Origin of the sequence: Pseudomonas sp. SAS7 (genome assembly GCF_052112345.1) — a bacterium.
Classification (GTDB): Bacteria; Pseudomonadota; Gammaproteobacteria; order Pseudomonadales; family Pseudomonadaceae; genus Aquipseudomonas; species Aquipseudomonas putida_Q.
Genome location: NZ_JBEGGO010000017.1, coordinates 40,840 through 57,916 on the forward strand (window position 1 = coordinate 40,840; position 17,077 = coordinate 57,916).

Annotated in this window: 14 protein-coding genes, 1 pseudogene and 1 riboswitch; of the genes and pseudogenes, 12 read left to right on the plus strand and 3 right to left on the minus strand. The window is 63.7% G+C overall.

Going from position 1 to position 17,077, the window contains the following annotated elements:
• Positions 1–355 precede the first annotated feature (355 nt).
• From ABI582_RS23500 to ABI582_RS23545, 10 genes are all read left to right on the plus strand, one after another.
• Positions 356–1,690 (plus strand): LLM class flavin-dependent oxidoreductase, encoded by a 1,335-nt coding sequence (locus ABI582_RS23500; RefSeq protein ID WP_442120446.1) that lies wholly within the window; start codon positions 356–358, stop codon positions 1,688–1,690.
• Positions 1,691–1,717: 27 nt separating this feature from the next.
• A complete protein-coding gene (locus tag ABI582_RS23505) occupies positions 1,718–2,818 on the plus strand; it encodes an LLM class flavin-dependent oxidoreductase (protein WP_442120447.1) in 1,101 nt (366 codons plus the stop codon).
• A gap of 147 nt (positions 2,819–2,965) precedes the next feature.
• Positions 2,966–5,440, plus strand: a complete 2,475-nt coding sequence (locus ABI582_RS23510) for a TonB-dependent receptor plug domain-containing protein (protein WP_442120448.1) — start codon at positions 2,966–2,968, stop codon at positions 5,438–5,440.
• Positions 5,441–5,538: 98 nt separating this feature from the next.
• Positions 5,539–5,762, plus strand: a riboswitch (cobalamin riboswitch).
• Between the two features lie 94 nt (positions 5,763–5,856).
• Positions 5,857–6,045 (plus strand): CbtB domain-containing protein, encoded by a 189-nt coding sequence (locus ABI582_RS23515; protein ID WP_028612985.1) that lies wholly within the window; start codon positions 5,857–5,859, stop codon positions 6,043–6,045.
• A 9-nt stretch (positions 6,046–6,054) separates the two neighbouring features.
• The gene (locus ABI582_RS23520; protein WP_338747317.1) at positions 6,055–6,741 is read left to right on the plus strand and encodes a CbtA family protein; all 687 of its coding nucleotides are present in this window, start codon (positions 6,055–6,057) and stop codon (positions 6,739–6,741) included.
• Positions 6,741–7,130, plus strand: a complete 390-nt coding sequence (locus ABI582_RS23525; protein WP_442120449.1) for a cobalamin biosynthesis protein — start codon at positions 6,741–6,743, stop codon at positions 7,128–7,130. The genes ABI582_RS23520 and ABI582_RS23525 overlap by 1 nt, the downstream gene beginning before the upstream one ends.
• A gap of 33 nt (positions 7,131–7,163) precedes the next feature.
• On the plus strand, positions 7,164–7,916 hold the full coding sequence (gene cobM, locus ABI582_RS23530) for a precorrin-4 C(11)-methyltransferase (protein WP_043200168.1): 753 nt from the start codon (positions 7,164–7,166) through the stop codon (positions 7,914–7,916).
• A 66-nt stretch (positions 7,917–7,982) separates the two neighbouring features.
• Entirely contained in the window at positions 7,983–8,225 is a 243-nt protein-coding gene (locus ABI582_RS23535; RefSeq protein WP_028612989.1) for a DUF1272 domain-containing protein, read from the plus strand.
• Between the two features lie 222 nt (positions 8,226–8,447).
• Positions 8,448–9,062 (plus strand): response regulator, encoded by a 615-nt coding sequence (locus ABI582_RS23540; protein ID WP_442120450.1) that lies wholly within the window; start codon positions 8,448–8,450, stop codon positions 9,060–9,062.
• 13 nt (positions 9,063–9,075) lie between these two features.
• Complete coding sequence (locus ABI582_RS23545; protein WP_442120451.1) at positions 9,076–12,345, plus strand: transporter substrate-binding domain-containing protein; 3,270 nt, start codon at positions 9,076–9,078, stop codon at positions 12,343–12,345.
• Here ABI582_RS23545 and ABI582_RS23550 read toward each other — a convergent pair.
• From ABI582_RS23550 to ABI582_RS23560, 3 genes and pseudogenes are all read right to left on the minus strand, one after another.
• Positions 12,320–12,814, minus strand: coding sequence for a methyl-accepting chemotaxis protein (locus ABI582_RS23550; protein ID WP_232107066.1), 495 nt, complete (start codon positions 12,812–12,814; stop codon positions 12,320–12,322). The two genes, ABI582_RS23545 and ABI582_RS23550, sit on opposite strands and share 26 nt — an antisense overlap.
• A gap of 42 nt (positions 12,815–12,856) precedes the next feature.
• A pseudogene (locus ABI582_RS23555) lies at positions 12,857–13,675 on the minus strand (PAS domain-containing protein); the annotation flags it as partial.
• A 93-nt stretch (positions 13,676–13,768) separates the two neighbouring features.
• Positions 13,769–14,788, minus strand: coding sequence for a LacI family DNA-binding transcriptional regulator (locus ABI582_RS23560; protein WP_442120452.1), 1,020 nt, complete (start codon positions 14,786–14,788; stop codon positions 13,769–13,771).
• Positions 14,789–14,995: 207 nt separating this feature from the next.
• Between ABI582_RS23560 and ABI582_RS23565 the strand changes: the two genes are divergently transcribed.
• Complete coding sequence (locus ABI582_RS23565; protein ID WP_442120453.1) at positions 14,996–15,535, plus strand: gluconokinase; 540 nt, start codon at positions 14,996–14,998, stop codon at positions 15,533–15,535.
• A 111-nt stretch (positions 15,536–15,646) separates the two neighbouring features.
• Positions 15,647–16,999, plus strand: coding sequence for a GntP family permease (locus tag ABI582_RS23570; protein ID WP_016499892.1), 1,353 nt, complete (start codon positions 15,647–15,649; stop codon positions 16,997–16,999).
• Positions 17,000–17,077 lie beyond the last annotated feature (78 nt).

The window sequence follows — 17,077 nt, forward strand, 5'->3', positions numbered from 1 at the left end:
CAACGCGGTCCCTTGTAGGAGCGGCCTTGTGCCGCGAATGGGGCGCAAAGCGCCCCCAGCAATCTCAGGTCAGCCTCAAACTCAAAATGCATATGAAGCATTATGAAACACCACTGTTATTTTCATATTTCATAATTAGCATAGAACAACAAAGCCTTTCCCAACCCCGCCCCACACCCGCTAAGGTCACTCCAGACCGACCCCTTTCCTGGCGGAGGCCGTCCACCACGACCACCCCAGGAGCCTTGCACGCATGCCACCTCTCTCACCCGCAACCCTGCTTCATCTTCGCCCACGGGCCAGGTGACGCATGGCTGTCCCCATTCCCTTTGCAACACAACCCACAGGTACTCCGATGAGCAAACGACAGATCCGCCTGGGCGCCATGATCCATGGCGTCGGCCACGGCTGGGGCGAATGGCGCCACCCAGACGCGCTGGCCGATGCCAGTGTCAATTTCGGCTTCTACAAACAGCAGGCAGCGCTGGCCGAGGCGGCAAAGTTCGACTTCGCCTTCATCGCCGACAGCCTGCACATTCACGCCCGCTCCAGCCCGCACTACCTCAACCGTTTCGAGCCGTTGACCATCCTTTCGGCGCTGGCTGCGGTTACCGAGCACATCGGCCTGGTAGCCACGGTCACGGTCAGCTACACCGAACCGTTCCAGGTGGCACGCCAATTCGCTTCGCTGGACCTGATCAGCGGCGGGCGCGCAGGCTGGAACGTGGTGACCTCCTGGCTTTCCGGCACCGCTGACAACTTCGGCAAGGCTGAACACCCGCCGCATGCCGTGCGTTACCGGATTGCCCGTGAGCACGTGGATGTGGTCAAGGGGCTGTGGGACTCGTGGGAGGACGACGCCTTTACCCGCGACAAGCAAAGCGGGCAGTTCTTCGACCCGGCCAAACTGCATACCCTCGGCCACCAGGGCGAGTACTTCAAGGTCAAGGGCCCGCTGAACATCCAGCGCTCACCCCAGGGCCAGCCGCTGATCTTCCAGGCTGGGGTGTCGGAAGACGGCCGCAACTTCGCCGCGCAAAACGCCGACGCCATTTTTGTCAGCCCGGAATCGTTCGACGACGCTCACGCCTATTACCAGGACCTCAAGCAGCGTGCCGCGCGCCATGGCCGCGACCCCGACGCACTGTTCATCCTGCCCGGCATCCGCCCCATCGTCGGCCGCAACGCCGAGGAGGTCGAGCAGCGCTACCAGCAGGCCGTCAACCTGGTGAGCATTGAGGATGCCCTGGTAGCCCTGGGTCGCCCCTTCAACGACTACGACTTCAGCCAGCATGACCTGGACGCGCCCTTCCCCGACTTGGGCACCCTGGGCAACGACAGCCACAAGGGCACCTCGGACCAGCTCAAGCAACTGGCCCGTGATGAAGGCCTGAGCCTGCGCGAACTGGCACTGCGCTTCTCGCGCCCACGCAGAGACTTCGTCGGCACCCCGGAGCAGGTTGCCGATGCTTTGCAGCACTGGTTCGAAAACGGCGCTGCCGACGGTTTCATCATCAACTCGTTGCTACCGGATGGCCTGCAGTACTTCACCGAGCACGTGGTGCCGCTGCTGCAAGCCCGTGGGCTGGTGCGCAGTGAGTACACCGGTAAAACCCTGCGCGACAATTTCGGCCTCAGCGTGCCAGAAAACCGCAACACCCTGCGCCGCAGCCAGGCAGCGGTTGCCTGAGCCCACCCAGACAAGGAGTTTTGTTTCATGAGCCTCGAATTCATCGGCCTCATCGGCCCGCAGGAAAGCAGCGAATCCCAGGCGCCACGTGGCCCGCTGGTTGATCTGGAGTTCATCAAGGCCTTCTCCCAGGCCCAGGAATATGGCGGCTTCGACAAGGCATTGCTGGCAGTCAACACCAGTGCGCCGGACTCGATGATCCTGGCCAGCTACGTGGCAGCGCTTACCGAGCGTATCGGCCTGCTGGTCGCCCACCGCCCGGGCTTCCAGGCGCCAACGTTCGCTGCCCGCCAGTTCGCCACCCTTGACCAGCTGAGCCGGGGCCGAGCCTCGATCAACGTCATCACCGGCGGCGACAGCGGCGACCTGCAGCGCGATGGCGACTTCCTCGACAAGGATGCCCGTTATGCCCGTACCGATGAATACCTGCAGGTACTGCGCAACACCTGGACCCGGCAGGAGCCCTTCGATCACCAGGGCACTCACTACCGTGTCGAAGACAACCTGACCTTGGTCAAACCGGTGCAGCATTTGCCCATCTACTTCTCCGGTGCGTCAGACGCCGCGGTTGAAGTTGCCGCCAAGCACGCCGACGTCTACATGATGTGGGGCGAACCGCTGGAGCAGGTACGCGAGCGCATCGCCAAGGTGCGCAAGGCTGCCGCCCGCTACGGGCGCGATAAGCACATCCGCTTCAGCTTGTCGTTGCGACCGATCCTGGGTGGCACCGAGGCCGAAGCCTGGGCCCGCGCCGAGCGTATTCTGGCCGATGCCCAGGAACGCATCGGCATTCGTCAGGGCAACCGCCGCGAGAAAAACTTCGGCAAGAGCAACGCCGGCTCCGAACGCCTGGTGCAACTGGCCAGTCAGCGCAAGGTGCATGACACCCGGCTGTGGACCGAGATTGCGGCGCTGGGTGGCGGTGCCGGTAACTCCACTTCGCTGGTAGGCACTGCGGACCAGGTGGCCGAGGCCGCATTGGCCTACTACGAACTGGGGGTGACCACCTTCCTGTTCCGCGGCTTTGACCAGCTGCGCGATGCGGTGGAATACGGGCAGGACCTGATCCCGCGGATTCGTGCGCTGGTTGAACAGCGTGAAGCTGGGCGCAGCGCTCGCACGGCCTAGACCTCTACTCGCTGTACCGGCCTCTTCAGGGCGGTTCGACGCCTCGATGAGGCCGGTGCAGGCAAACACTCCCCAAACACCCTACGCCAGCCCTTTCAGCGCCTGGCGCCTATTCGCCTGCGTGCTCCACCGTATTCCGAGGACATGATGTCTAGAACACCGCTTTTCGCCCTGCCCCTGGCCTGCCTGCTCACCCCGTTCGCCAATGCCGCCCCAACTACCGAAGACCAACGCCTGGACACCGTCACGGTGATCTCCACCGGCCTGCGGGGCAACCAGCGCACCGTCGCCGACAGCCCGGCACCCATCGACGTGATCAGCAGCGAGCAGCTTTTGCGTACAGGCCGCGCCGAGCTGTCCGAGGCCATTTCCAAACTGCTGCCCTCGTTCAACTTCGGCACCAACATCGCCGGCTTCCAGTCCGGCGTGCGGCCACTGAGCAACCGCAGCCTGGGCCCGGCCTACACCCTGGTGCTGGTCAATGGCAAACGCCGCCACAACAGCGCCGTGCCGGCCAGCGGCTCGACCGACAACAGCGGTGCCAACGCCGTCGATATCGACATGATCCCTGTCAGCGCCGTGTCACACATCGAAGTGCTGAAAGACAGCGCCGCCGCCCAGTACGGCTCGGATGCGGTGGCCGGAGTGATCAACATCATCCTCAAGAGCGCCAGCAGCGGCGGCCACTACGAAAGCAGTTACGGCCAGCTGTACAGCGGCCAGGGCGAAACCATCAAGCTGGCGGGCGACCAGGGCTTCAGCCTGGGTGACGGCGGTTTCCTGCACCTGTCGGGCGAGGCACGCAAGCGCGGCACCGCCAACTGGATCGACAAGGCCGCCCCCGATTACCGCGCCTACTTCGAAGACGACCGCCAGGCCGCCTGGGACCACCGGGCGGTGAAGAACGGCGACCCCGACCTGCGCGCCTTCAACCTCGGTTACAACGCCGAGCTGCCCATCAGCGACGACCTGAAGCTGTATTCGTTCGCCACCTATGCCGAGCGCAAGCTCGAGGCTTTCAACAATTATCGCCTGCCCAACAGCAACGCCTCGATCCCGGAGTTGTTCCCCGACGGGTATTTCCCGCTCAACAACATCAAGGACACCGACTACCAGTGGCTGCTCGGCGCACGTGGCGCCGCCGGTGCCTGGGACTGGGACCTGTCCACCACCTACGGGCGCAACAAGAACCAGCAGTCCAGCGACCTGACCATCAACCCCACCTACGGCCCGGCCTCGCCAACCTCGTTCGATGACCTGGCGACGTTGCAGTTCGACCAGTGGGTGAACAACCTGGACATCACCCGCGCCTTCGATGGCCTGTTCGGCCTGGCAGTACCGACCCGCGTCTCGGCCGGCCTGGAGCACCGCTGGGAGCGCTTCCGGACCTTTGCCGGCGACCCCATCGCCTACAGCGTCGGGCCCTACACCTACCCGGCCACCCTGGCGGACGGGCGCCCCAACCCGCTTTATGCGCTGGCCAACGGCCAGACCGCCGTGGGTGCCCAGGCTGCGCTGACCATCCGCCCGGAAGACGAGGCCGATGTGAAACGCAACAACTATGCCGCCTACATCGACCTCGGCCTGGACCTGACCCCGCGCTGGTACCTGGGCGCCGCCGCGCGCGTCGAGCACTACGATGACGACTCGGGCAACACCGCCAGCTTCAAGCTCAATTCACGCTATGAACTGAGCGAAACCGTGGCGGTACGCGGCACCCTGGGCAGCGGGTTCCGCGCACCGTCGCTGACCCAGAGCGGCTACACCGTCAGCGACAACCGCACCGCGCTGGACGCCGACGGCAATGTGGTGCCGGCCTTGCGCCGCACCGTGGCGCCCGGCAGTGCAGCCGCGCTGGCATTCGGCGGCGACAAGCTCGACCCGGAGAAATCGCGCAACGCCGGCCTTGGCCTGACCTGGCAACCGGCGCGCCGCACCAGCGTTACCCTGGACACCTACCTGATCGACATTGACGACCGCATCCTGCTCACCGAAAACCTCTACGACCGGCAGAACGGTGCCGGTGCCATTGGCGACATCCTCGAATCGCTGGGCCTGGCGCGCACCACCTGGATCAACTACTACACCAACGCTTTCGACACCCGCACCCGCGGCCTCGACCTGGTGGGTGACCACACCAGCGAGTTCGGCACCTGGGGCGATGTGCGCTGGACCTTGGGCTTCAACTGGAACAAGACTACCGTACGCGGCACCCGGGGTACGCCCGCAGCGCTGGCCGCTGCCGGTATCGACGTGGTCGGCCATGGCCGCGAAGGTGACCTGGTGGCAGCTTCGCCGAAGACCAAATGGGTATTGGGCAGCCAGTGGTTGCTGGGCAACTTCACCGGCACCTTGCAGACCACCCGCTACGGCAAGGTCGAAACCTGGCAGCAGAACCAGGCCCAGGACCGCACCTTTGGCGCCAAGTGGATCACCGACCTGGACCTGTCGTACCTGCTGTTCGACAGCCTGACCGTCAGTGTGGGTGGCACCAACATCTTCAATGTGCGGCCCGACAAGAACGGCGTTTACAACGCCAACGGCAACCAGGCGGCGTACGGCAACCCGCCGTTCCACCCAGGTGGCGGCTATTGGTACACCAAGCTGGCCTATGACTTCTGAAGCATCTGCACATTTGCTCCTGGCCTGTGGGCGCGGGTTCACCCGCGAAGAATCCAACCCGGTACTTGGCAATTGACGCAAAGCCCGCCCCATGCTCTCCTTATGCCTCACGTTAAGGTGCCCCCACAGGGGGTGAAACGGGAAACCGGTGCGTCCCAGGCCCTCTAGCAGGGCCGGACAAAGCCGGTGCTGCCCCCGCAACGGTAAGCGAGTGAAGTGTCTGTACCACTGTGCCATGTAGTCCGGCATGGGAAGGTGACGCTTTCCAGGAGCCCTGCTCCTCCTCGCAAGCCCGGAGACCGGCCTGACGTTCATGAACACCCCGCGGTGGGCGGGCGCTGTTGCATTCCCCTGGGCGGCCACGCATCGGGGATGCCGCGCTTGCCCGTTGCCCACAAAACGCAGAGGAACGCGTCATGCCCGTCACCAGCACCAAGCAACACAGCCTTGCCACACCCGTCACCCTCAGCCAGCGCATCGTCATCGCCGTCGGCGCCAGCCTGCTGGGCCTGTGCCTGGTGTACTTCGCCGGTTTCTCGCACATCGAGGCCGTGCACAACGCCGCCCACGACACCCGCCACAGCGCCGCCTTCCCCTGCCACTGAGTACGCCTGATGATCACGCGCATTGCCCGTACCGCGGGCTTCAGCGGGCTGCTTGCGGCCCTGCTGCTGACCCTGCTGCAAAGCTTCTGGGTCGCCCCGCTGATTCTTGAGGCGGAAACCTACGAATCCTCGGCCCCGGCCGCACAGCACGAACATGGTGGCGAAGTGGCCGCCCACGAGCACAGCGCCGAAGCCTGGTCGCCGGAAGATGGCTGGCAGCGGGTGCTGTCCACCACCGGTGGCAACCTGGTGGTGGCGGTCGGCTTCGCCCTGATTCTCGCCGCCCTGTACAGCCTGCGCGAACCGCAGCGTGCCGGCACCGGTGCGCTGTGGGGCCTGGCCGGTTTTGCCGTGTTCTGCCTGGCGCCAACTTTGGGGCTGCCACCGGAACTGCCCGGCACTGCTGCCGCCGACCTGGGGCAACGCCAGGCTTGGTGGATTGGCACGGCCAGCGCCACGGCCGTTGGCCTGGCCTTGCTGGTGTTCGCCCGCCACTGGCTGCTGAAGGCGCTGGGCGCCGTGCTGCTGGTAATCCCCCATGTGATCGGCGCTCCACAGCCCGAAGTCCATGAAAGCCTGGCCCCCGAAGCACTGGAGACCCAGTTCAAGATGGCCTCCTGGCTGACCAACGCTGCATTCTGGGTAGCCTTGGGCCTGCTCAGTGCGTGGCTGTTCCGCCGCTCCAGCAAGGCCTGATGCCGGCGTTCTACGCCGGCTTCGGCTGCCGCCGGGGCTGCCCAGCGGATACCCTGCATACCCTGCTGCTCCAGGCCCTGGCTAGCCAGGGCCTTGCGCTTGCCGACCTGCACGGCATTGCCAGTATCAGCCTCAAGGCCGACGAAGCCGGCTTGCAGCAACTGGCCGAACGCCTTGGCTTGCCGTTGGTGCTGTACCATAGCGCGCAACTGCAGGCCTTTGAGCCGCTGCTCAGCCACCGCTCTGCCACAGCCCATGCCCACAGCGGCTGCTGGGGCGTGGCCGAAAGCGCGGCGCTGGCCCTGGCCAGCGAGCAGCCCGGGAGCACAGCCCGGTTGCTACTGACCCGCCAGGTACTGGGCCCGGCGACCCTCGCCCTGGCCTGCTGAACAATTCGCTCCTCTTTCTTGCAAGGACTTTCCATGACGGTGTACTTCATCGGTGCCGGCCCCGGCGACCCGGAACTGATCACGGTCAAGGGCCAACGGCTGATCCGCCAGTGCCCGGTGATCATCTATGCCGGCTCACTGGTACCTGCTGCCGTGCTCGAAGGCCACCAGGCCGAGACCGTGATCAACAGTGCCGAGTTGCACCTGGAGCAGATCATCGCCGCCATGCGCAGCGCGCACGAACAAGGCCAGGACGTGGCCCGGGTGCACAGCGGCGACCCCAGCCTGTACGGCGCCATCGGTGAGCAGATCCGCCACCTGCAAGCGCTGGGCATCGATTACCAGATCATCCCCGGGGTCACCGCCACGGCGGCCAGCGCTGCGCTGCTTGGCTGCGAGCTGACCCTGCCACAGGTAGCGCAGACGGTGATCCTCACCCGCTATGGCGACAGTTCGCCAATGCCCCCCGGCGAACAACTGGGCGACCTGGCGCGCCATGGCAGCACCTTGGCGATTCACCTGGGGGTCAAGCACCTGTCGCGGATCGTCGAAGAACTGCTCCCCCACTACGGCGCGCACTGCCCGGTGGCGGTGGTACATCGTGCCACATGGCCAGACCAGGACTGGGTGCGCGGCACCCTTGGCGATATCGTCGAACGGGTTGCAGCCAAGGACTTTCGCCGCACGGCGCTGATCCTGGTAGGCCACGTGCTCGGGGATACGCCATTCGCCGAGTCGGCGTTGTACCGCGCCGGGCACGCCCACCTGTACCGCCCTGGCGACTGAGCATTGCCAGCATTGCCACGGGCGTAGCAGACTCCGGGTTCCCGCCTGCGAACAGGAGTCACACCCATGCTGGAATTACGCCCCAACTGCGAGTGCTGCGATACCGACCTGCCGGGCGACAGCCCCGATGCGCTGATCTGCTCCTTCGAATGCACCTTCTGCCGCGCCTGCGCCGATACCCGCTTCAACGGCCGCTGCCCGAACTGTGCCGGCCAGCTGGTGGCCCGCCCCACGCGGGTCGGCCAGGCGCTGGTCAATAACCCCGCTGCCACCCAACGCGTGAACAAAGCACACGCGGCTTGCGCCTGACTGCACACCTCAAACCAGGCATTGCCGCTTTGATAGGGTGATGTCTTTCCCAATGCTTGTAGGACTTTTCAACAACAAGCGCGCGGATTATCAACACTTCTATACTCGGCATTACCAAACTTCAGGATTGGTCGTATCTTGCAGCGCTTCCGATTAACCCACTTGCAGACGTATTCCTGAGTGATCCAGGAAGCGGACCACATCCCGACAGGAGTTTTCCACATGACAACCGTGCTGATCGTCGACGACCACCCCATTGTCCGACTGTCCTTGCGCCTATTGCTCGAGCGTGAACGCTTTCATGTCGTTGGTGAGGTTGGTAACGGCAGCGAAGTGGCGCAGGTAGCCCGCGAACTGCGCCCTGACGTGGTGGTGCTCGACATCGGCCTGCCCGGCCTGGATGGCATGGAAGTGATCAAACGCCTGCAGTGCCTTGAGCCGGTCCCCAAGATCATGGTGCTGACCGGCCAGGCCACCGATCTGTACGTGCGGCGTTGCCTGGATGCCGGCATAGGCGCATTCGTCACCAAGGAAGAAGACCACGAAGCACTGCTGTTTGCCCTCAAGGCTCTGGTCAAGGGCTATTCGACCTTCCCGCAGATGTCGGTCAACAGCAACTCGCTGGAAAGCGAACCGGTGCGCCTGTCCAGCCTGTCGAACCGTGAAATGGAGGTGCTGCGGCGCCTGGCGCGCGGCGAAAACAACAAGAACATTGGTACCTGCATGAACCTTAGTGCCAAGACCATTAGCACCTACCGAGGCCGTATCATGGAAAAGCTCAAGACCGAATCGCTGGTCGAGATGGTCGACCTGGCCAAACGCAACAACGTCTACTGAGCCGCCGGCCGCCATGAAGCGCCTGCTGGCGTGCATGCTCCTGGTCATCGGCCTGATCGCCCCCACTGCGCTGCTGGCCGGCAGCGAACCTCGCCAACTGCTGGCGCGCTCGGTCAGCGCTGCAGCTGCAATGCAATTGTCCAGCGAAGACCGGGCTTGGCTGCAGCGACGCCAACACCTGGTACTGGGCAGTTCGCGGCCCGACTATCCACCGTTTGAAATCAACGTCAGCCAACAGGACTACGAAGGGATTAGCGCAGACTACGCGGGCATCATCGCCGAGCAGCTGGGCATAAATGTCGAGGTGCGCCGATTCGACAGCCGCCACGAGGCCATCGCCGCTCTACGTGAGGGCGGTATCGACCTGCTGGGCAGCTCCAATGCCTTCGAAGCTGCAGACGCCGAGCTCAACCTGAGCACCCCGTATGCCGACGACCTGCCCGTCGTCGTCACCCGCGAGGGGAGCAGCCTGAAGAACACACCCGACCTCGCCGGCCTGCGCCTGGCAATGGTCGATCACTACCTGCCTGCCAGCACCGTACGCAACCTGTACCCCAAAGCACAGTTGAGCCTGTACCGCTCGACCCTGGCCGGGTTGGCCGCCGTCGATCTGGGCGAGGCCGATGCCTACCTGGGCGATGCTATCAGCACCGACTTCATGATCGGCAAGAGTTACCAGGGCACGCTGAGAATCGACCACTTCTGCCGGGTCCCTGCTGGCGCATTTGCATTTGCCCTGGCCAGCGACAACCCTCGCTTGCATCGGTTGGTCGACAAGGCGCTGGCCCGCATCAGCGAAAGCGAGCGCCTGAACATCCTGCGGCGCTGGAGCAGTGGCAACACCAGTCTGCTTTTGCAGCGCCACCTCACCGCCTTGAGCAACGAAGAAGTAGCCTGGATCGCTGACCACCCCTCCATCGACGTATTGGTCAACACCTCGCTGGCGCCACTGACGTTCAACGACGCCGAACACCGCCCAACCGGCATCACCCTTGATCTGCTGAAACAGATCTCACTGCGCACCGGGCTACAGTTCCGGCCAGTGGCAAGCGATTCGGCGCAGGCGATGCTCGAGCGCCTGGCCCGTGGCGATGCGCAAATGATCGGCGCCCTGGGCTACGGCGCGGATCGCTCGAAACAACTGCGCTATACCCGCCCCTACCTGGTCAGCCCACGCGTTCTGGTTACCCGCAGCGACAGCACTCACCCCGCACAAGCCAAGGCGCTGGATGGCCAGCGCATTGCCTTGGTACGTGGCTCGCCGCAACGGGCGCTGCTGCAACAACGTTATCCGCAGGCCCGGCTGGTGGAAGTGGACAACCCGCTCGGCCTGATGGAGGCCGTGGCCAGCGGGGCTGCCGACGTTGCCCTTAGCAGCCAGATCAATGCCGCCTACTACATCAGCCATGTCTTCAAGGGCCGCTTGCGCATCGCCAGCGTGCTGGACGACGGCCCGGCCATTGCCGCCTTCGCCGTGGCTGCGGACCAGCCGCAGCTACAAGCCATTCTCGACAAGGCACTGCTGAGCATTCCACCCGAAGAGCTCGACCAGTTGGCCAACCGCTGGCGCACGAGCACCTTGGTCAGCGACAGCCCCTGGCGCGACTACCGCACACTCGCGTTGCAGGTACTGGTTTTATCGGCCCTGCTGCTGGCGGGCGTGGTGTTCTGGAACAGCTACCTGCGCAAGCTGATCAACCAGCGCACTGAGGCCCAGCATGCGCTGCAAGCGCAGCTGGCCTTGAGCCGTGGCCTGCTCGAACAGCTGCGCCAGGCCAAGGACGACGCCGAACAGGCCAGCCAGACCAAAAGCACCTTCCTGGCCACGATGAGCCATGAAATCCGCACTCCGATGAATGCCGTGATAGGCCTGTTGGAATTGGCCCTGGAAGACAGTCGCGGGGGGCGTTGCGACGCCCAGACCCTGCAGACTGCCCACGACTCCGCCATCGGCCTGCTTGAACTGATTGGCGATATTCTCGACATTTCCCGCATCGAATCCGGGCACATTACCTTGCAGCCGGTACCCACGAACCTGGCAGAGCTGGTACGCGCAACGGTACGGGTTTTCGAAGGCAATGCTCGGGCCAAAGGCTTGCATCTGCACGCAGAACTGCCTGCCGAGCCGGTCTGGGTGCTGGCAGACACATTGCGGCTCAAGCAGATCCTGTCCAACCTGATCAGCAACGCCATCAAGTTCACCGAGCGCGGCGAGGTGCAGGCCAGCTTGTTGATGCCACCAACCGATGGGCACAGCAGCCTGCCAATCGAACTGTCTGTGCGTGACACCGGTATCGGCATCAGCCCCGTCGATCAGGCCCGGCTATTCAACGCCTTCGCTCAGGCCAACGGCCCGCGAACCCACCAAGGGGCAGGACTGGGATTGGTCATCAGCCGTACTTTTGCCGAACTGATGGGCGGCAGCTTGAGCCTGCAAAGCGTCGAAGGCGTCGGTACCAAGGTGCAGGTCAGCCTGCAATTGCCAGCCTGCCCAGCGCCGGAGCCTGTGCAGCAACATACCCCGGTAGCCGAAAGCAGCACTGGCCCGTTGAAAATCCTGGTGGTCGACGACTACCCCGCCAACCTGCTGTTGCTGGAACGGCAACTGCACACCCTGGGTCATCACGTGACCCTGGCAGACAACGGCCAGATCGCGCTGGAGCGCTGGCAGGCCGCGCGTTTTGACCTGGTGATTACCGATTGCAGCATGCCGGTCATGGACGGCCACGAACTCACCCGTCGTATTCGAGGCATTGAGGCCGAACGCGGGCTGCCGGCGTGCCGGATCCTCGGTGTGACCGCCAATGCCCAGACCGAAGAGCGTGACCGATGCCTGGCCAGCGGCATGAACGAATGCCTGTTCAAACCGATCGGCCTGCGCACCCTCAAGGCTCACCTGCCCCACGCCCGCAGCGCCCATGAGCCGCCACTGCGCAGTAGCGGCTTCAACCTGGCTGAACTGCGCCACCTGACCCAGAACGACAGGCAACTGACGCGGCATCTGCTGGAACAGCTTTCAATAAGTGTCGGCGAAGATCTCGCCTCTTTGCGCGCGTTGGCACCAGAGGCCTCCGATGAGGCCGTGCGCACCCTGGCTCACCGCATCAAGGGCGGCGCGAAGATGATGAGGGTGCGCGGCGTGGTCACAGATTGCGAAGCCATCGAGAACGCTCATGCGCGGGGCCTGCCAACGGTTGATCAACGTGAACAACTGCAAATCAGCCTGCAGGCCCTGCTGAACGAGCTGGGCGACGCACTCAATGCAGTTGAAGCGTCGAGCTGATCTGGCTGATGGCATCCACGACGTGCCGCGAACCCTGCTGGATTTCCATGATCACCGTACCGGCCTCATTGGCCAGTGCAACCCCATGACCGGTGCGGGTCAAACTCGACTGCATGCTGGCCACGGCCAGCAGTGACAGGTCGTGGTTCTGCCGCACCACGTCGACGATTTCCAGGGTGGCCTTGCTGGTTCGCGCCGCCAGGTTGCGCACCTCGTCGGCCACCACGGCAAAACCACGCCCGTGATCACCGGCGCGCGCCGCCTCGATGGCCGCGTTCAGGGCCAACAGGTTGGTCTGGTCGGCAATGCCCCGTATGGTCAGCACAATCTGCCCGATCACATCCGACTGTTTGCTCACGGCATCGATGCTGCGTGCAGCCTCGTTCAGCTCATGGGAAATCTGCTCGATCACCTGCACCGTCTGCTGCACCACCTCGGTGCCCTTGCGTGCGCAGGCATCGGTCTGCATGGAACTGGCATGGGCGGCGTCGGCGGCGGTTTGCTGCGTGCTGACCTGTCGGGTGATGTCACTGGCGAACTTGACCACTTTGTACAAGCGGCCCTTGCTGTCGAATATCGGGTTGTAGGAAGCCTCCAGATAGACCATCTGGCCCTGCTTGTTGATGCGCTCGAAGCGGTGCGAATGGTACTCGCCGCGGTTGAGCGATGCCCAGAACTCACGGTACTCTGCCGATTCGCGCTCTTGCGGCAGGCAAAACAGCCCGTGATGGCGGCCGACTACCTCGTCCAGGCTATAGCCCATGGTGTCGAGGAAGTTCTGGTTGGCCTTGATCACCCGGCCTTGCGGGGTGAACTCGATCACAGCCATAGAGCGACCGATGGCCTTGAGCAGGCTCTCGCTCTCGTGCTCCTGCACTACCCGTTGACTGATGTCGGCTGCCACCTTGATCACGCTGGTGACCTGGCGCTGCTCGTCCAGCACCGGCATGTAGCTGGCCTCCAGCCAAACCTCGCGGCCGGCCTTGTCGAGGCGTTCGAACGTACCGCTGATGGCCTTGCCCTGGCCCAGTTCGCGCCACAGTTGTTGGTACTCGGCACTTTGCGCATAGCCTGGCTCGCAGAACAGCCGGTGATGCTTGCCACGCAATTCCTCGGCGCTGTAGCCCATGGCCTGGCAAAAACGCTCGTTGGCATCAAGGATGGTGCCATCCGGGGCGAACTCGATCATCGCCATCGAACGGCTAATCGCCGCCAATTTGGCTTGCGTGCCGCTCAAGGCCTGGTGAGTGCGCTGAATCTCAACCAAATCGGATTTGCGATGGAAATCGAACATGACGCCGGGCTCCTTTATGCGCGGTGTCCTGAGCATAGATCGCCGTTGGCGCCGTGCAAGCACAGTGCTATCACTTTGGGATTACTACATTGATAGGGCAAAACGCGCCTGCACAGCTACGAGCTCTCGCTACGAACTCTCGCGCACCATAAGCTCAAAGCCCAGATCCTGCTGCGTATCCGCCACCCGCTTGCCATCGAGCAACGCCAGCAGCGCCTGCGCCGCGCCACGCCCAACGGCGGCCCGGGGCGTGCGAATCGAGGTCAGGCGCGGCACCATGTGTGCCGAAGCCGGCAAGTCGTTGAACCCCACCATGGCCACCTGACGTGGCACTTCCACCCCTTGGCGCAATGCCTGCAGCACCGCCCCTTGAGCCAGGTCGTCGTTGCAGAAGAAGATACCGTCGACATCCGGCGACTGTTGCAGCAACTGGCTGAACAGCACACTGCCCAAGGCAATCGACGAAGGCTCCGGCGCCAGTACCTCCAGCTCGGCGGCCTGCAAACCGGCTTCGGCCAACGCCTGGCGGAAACCTTCGGCGCGCTGCATTACCCGTGGGTCCAGCTGCGCGGCAATGAACGCCAGGCGCTTGCGCCCGCGCTCGATCAAGTGCCTGGCCGCAGCGCGCCCGGCCTGCTGCTGCGAAAAACCGACCGACAGTGCACCTGGCTCGCCATTGAGTTCCATCATGTGCACACACGGCACACCGCTGGCGACCAACATCTGCCGCGCCGCATCACTGCGCTCGAAACCGGTCAACAGCATGCCGCACGGCTGGTAGGCCAGGTAATTGCGGATAAGGTTTTCTTCTTCGGCAAGGTCGTAGTGATAGTTACCGATCAGCACTTCTAGGCCACGCGGGCGCATGACCTCGTGAATGGCTTCCAACGTGTCGATGAACAATTGGTTGGACAACGACGGAATCAACACCACCACCGACTGGCTGCGGGCCGACGCCAGGGCACGGGCCGCCGGGTTGGCCACATAGCCCAGGCTCGCCGCTGCCGCGACGACCTTTTCGACCAGCTCTGGCGCAACCGTGCTGACCCCGCGCAAGGCACGCGAGGCGGTAATCGGGGAAACCCCGGAAAGCCTGGCAACTTCTGCCAGGGTGGGACGACCTGTAGTTCGGGAGCCGGTGCGGGACATGGATGTTGTAATTTTACTACTTGCAAGGATAGGGAACGGCCACTAAGGTAGCGCTGTCTCAGGACGCAGGCAATGTAATCTTTGGCAGCAGCCCGCACGCGCTCGCTACCAGGCGTCCATACTGCGTAAGGACAAGACCAATAACACCGGGGAGGTGGCTGTTCGTCGGCGACGAGACAGCGCTATCTCACCCCGCAGGAGGTACTGATGAATTCTCCCCTGTCCGCCATCGTGGTGATGGGCGTGGCCGGTTGCGGCAAAAGCTGCATCGGCGCTGCCATTGCTGCCAGAAGCGGCGGCCGCCTGATCGAAGGCGACGCTTTCCACCCTGCCGAAAACATCCGCAAGATGAGCGATGGCATCCCGCTGGACGACAGTGACCGCGCCGGCTGGCTGGTGCGCCTCGGCCAGGAACTGCAAGCCACCACCCAGGCTGGGGACCGCCCGATCCTGACCTGCTCGGCACTCAAGCGCCGCTACCGCGACACCCTGCGCGAGGCCATGCCAGGGCTGGTGTTCGTGTTCCTCGAACTGTCGCCCGCCGAGGCGGAAAAACGCGTACTGGCCCGCCCCGGGCACTTCATGCCGGCCAGCCTCATCGACAGCCAGTTTGCTGCCCTGGAATCGCCACGCGGCGAGCCACTGACGCTGGCGCTGGACGCCACCCAGCCCATAGATGCACTCGCCGAAGCGGTGGACCGCTGGCTAAAGCGCTGCGGTGAGCAGGGGCTGGCGCAAACCGCCTGACCCCGGCGGCTTTCCCGGCTCACCAAAGACAGCGCTACCTTGACCCGTGAGTGCGGGCAAAGTTCCAAAACGCTACGCCAAAAACAACGATAAGATCGAGGCCTTCAAACCATGTTCGGACTGGCTACTGACACCTTCCTGCTGCTCGACGCGCTGGTTACCATCGTCGGGCTGATCCTGCTGATCACCCACTTCAAAGTGCACCCTTTCGTCGCCCTCACCCTCGCGGCCGGCTTCCTTGGCCTGACCTCTGGCATGCCGGTGGCCAAGGTAATGAAGTCGTTCCAGGATGGTTTTGGCGGTGTACTCGGCTTCGTCGGCATCGTGCTCGCCCTGGGCACCATGCTGGGCAAGCTGATGGCCGACTCTGGGGGGGCCGACCAGATTGCACAAACCCTCATCCGCGCCTTCGGCAAAAAGAACGTACATTGGGCGATGATGTTCGCCGCCTTCCTGGTGGGCATTCCCCTGTTCTTCGAAATCGGCTTCGTGCTGCTGATTCCGCTGGTGTTCATCGTGGCGCGGCGCTCCGGCGTATCGCTGGTCAAGATCGGCATCCCGCTGCTGGCCGGCCTGTCGGTGGTGCACGGCCTGGTGCCGCCCCACCCGGGCCCATTGCTGGCGATCGGTATTTTCCACGCTGATATCGGCAAGACCATCTTCTACGGCCTGATCGTCGCACTGCCCACCGCGATCATCGCCGGGCCGCTGTTCGGTAACTTCATTTCCCGCTACATCCCGGGCAACCCGTCCCAAGAGCTGATGGACCAGATCGCCAAGGAGTCCGACCAGGGCAACCTGCCAAGCTTCAGCATCACCCTGATTACCGTGCTGCTACCCGTAGCGTTGATGTTGCTGAAGACTTTCGCCGACGTGGTGCTGCCAGCCGAGCACATCGTGCGCCAGTGGATGGACCTGATCGGCCACCCCATTACCGCCCTGCTCGCGGCCCTGCTGCTGGCCTTCTACACCTTTGGTTCGGCCCGCGGCTTCAACCGCCAGCAGATCATGAAGATGCTTGACCAGAGCCTGGCCCCTACGGCGGCCATCGTGCTGATCGTGGGTGCTGGCGGCGGCTTCAAGCAGATGCTGGTGGACACCGGCGTGGGCAACGTGATCGGGCAGATGGCCGTGCAGGCCGAGATTTCGCCGATCATGCTGGCCTGGCTGGTGGCAGCGGTAATCCGCATCGCCACCGGTTCCGCCACGGTCGCCACCATTACTGGCGCGGGCATTGTCGCACCGGTGATCGAGCTGGTCCCGGGTGTGAACCGTGAGTTGCTGGTGCTGGCCACCGGTGCTGGATCGTTGATCCTGTCCCATGTGAACGACGCCGGCTTCTGGCTGGTGAAGCAGTATTTCAACATGACCGTAGCGGAAACCTTCAAGACCTGGAGCATGATGGAAACCATCCTCTCGGTGGTTGGCATCATCTTCATCATGTTGTTGGCACAGGTGGTGTAACCGTTTATCGGGGTCATGGCACCTTGATGCTTTGGGTAGGGCCAAAGGAAAGTATGAGACCTACCCGAAGCAAAGGAG

Excerpts from the sequence above, each read along its gene's own strand:
- ABI582_RS23500 (WP_442120446.1), top strand. The coding sequence starts at position 356 with ATGAGCAAACGACAGATCCGCCTGGGCGCCATGATCCATGGCGTCGGC.
- ABI582_RS23505 (WP_442120447.1), top strand. The coding sequence starts at position 1,718 with ATGAGCCTCGAATTCATCGGCCTCATCGGCCCGCAGGAAAGCAGCGAA.
- ABI582_RS23510 (WP_442120448.1), top strand. The coding sequence starts at position 2,966 with ATGTCTAGAACACCGCTTTTCGCCCTGCCCCTGGCCTGCCTGCTCACC.
- ABI582_RS23515 (WP_028612985.1), top strand. The coding sequence starts at position 5,857 with ATGCCCGTCACCAGCACCAAGCAACACAGCCTTGCCACACCCGTCACC.
- ABI582_RS23520 (WP_338747317.1), top strand. The coding sequence starts at position 6,055 with ATGATCACGCGCATTGCCCGTACCGCGGGCTTCAGCGGGCTGCTTGCG.
- ABI582_RS23525 (WP_442120449.1), top strand. The coding sequence starts at position 6,741 with ATGCCGGCGTTCTACGCCGGCTTCGGCTGCCGCCGGGGCTGCCCAGCG.
- cobM (WP_043200168.1), top strand. The coding sequence starts at position 7,164 with ATGACGGTGTACTTCATCGGTGCCGGCCCCGGCGACCCGGAACTGATC.
- ABI582_RS23535 (WP_028612989.1), top strand. The coding sequence starts at position 7,983 with ATGCTGGAATTACGCCCCAACTGCGAGTGCTGCGATACCGACCTGCCG.
- ABI582_RS23540 (WP_442120450.1), top strand. The coding sequence starts at position 8,448 with ATGACAACCGTGCTGATCGTCGACGACCACCCCATTGTCCGACTGTCC.
- ABI582_RS23545 (WP_442120451.1), top strand. The coding sequence starts at position 9,076 with ATGAAGCGCCTGCTGGCGTGCATGCTCCTGGTCATCGGCCTGATCGCC.
- ABI582_RS23550 (WP_232107066.1), bottom strand. The coding sequence starts at position 12,814 with ATGCAGACCGATGCCTGCGCACGCAAGGGCACCGAGGTGGTGCAGCAG.
- ABI582_RS23560 (WP_442120452.1), bottom strand. The coding sequence starts at position 14,788 with ATGTCCCGCACCGGCTCCCGAACTACAGGTCGTCCCACCCTGGCAGAA.
- ABI582_RS23565 (WP_442120453.1), top strand. The coding sequence starts at position 14,996 with ATGAATTCTCCCCTGTCCGCCATCGTGGTGATGGGCGTGGCCGGTTGC.
- ABI582_RS23570 (WP_016499892.1), top strand. The coding sequence starts at position 15,647 with ATGTTCGGACTGGCTACTGACACCTTCCTGCTGCTCGACGCGCTGGTT.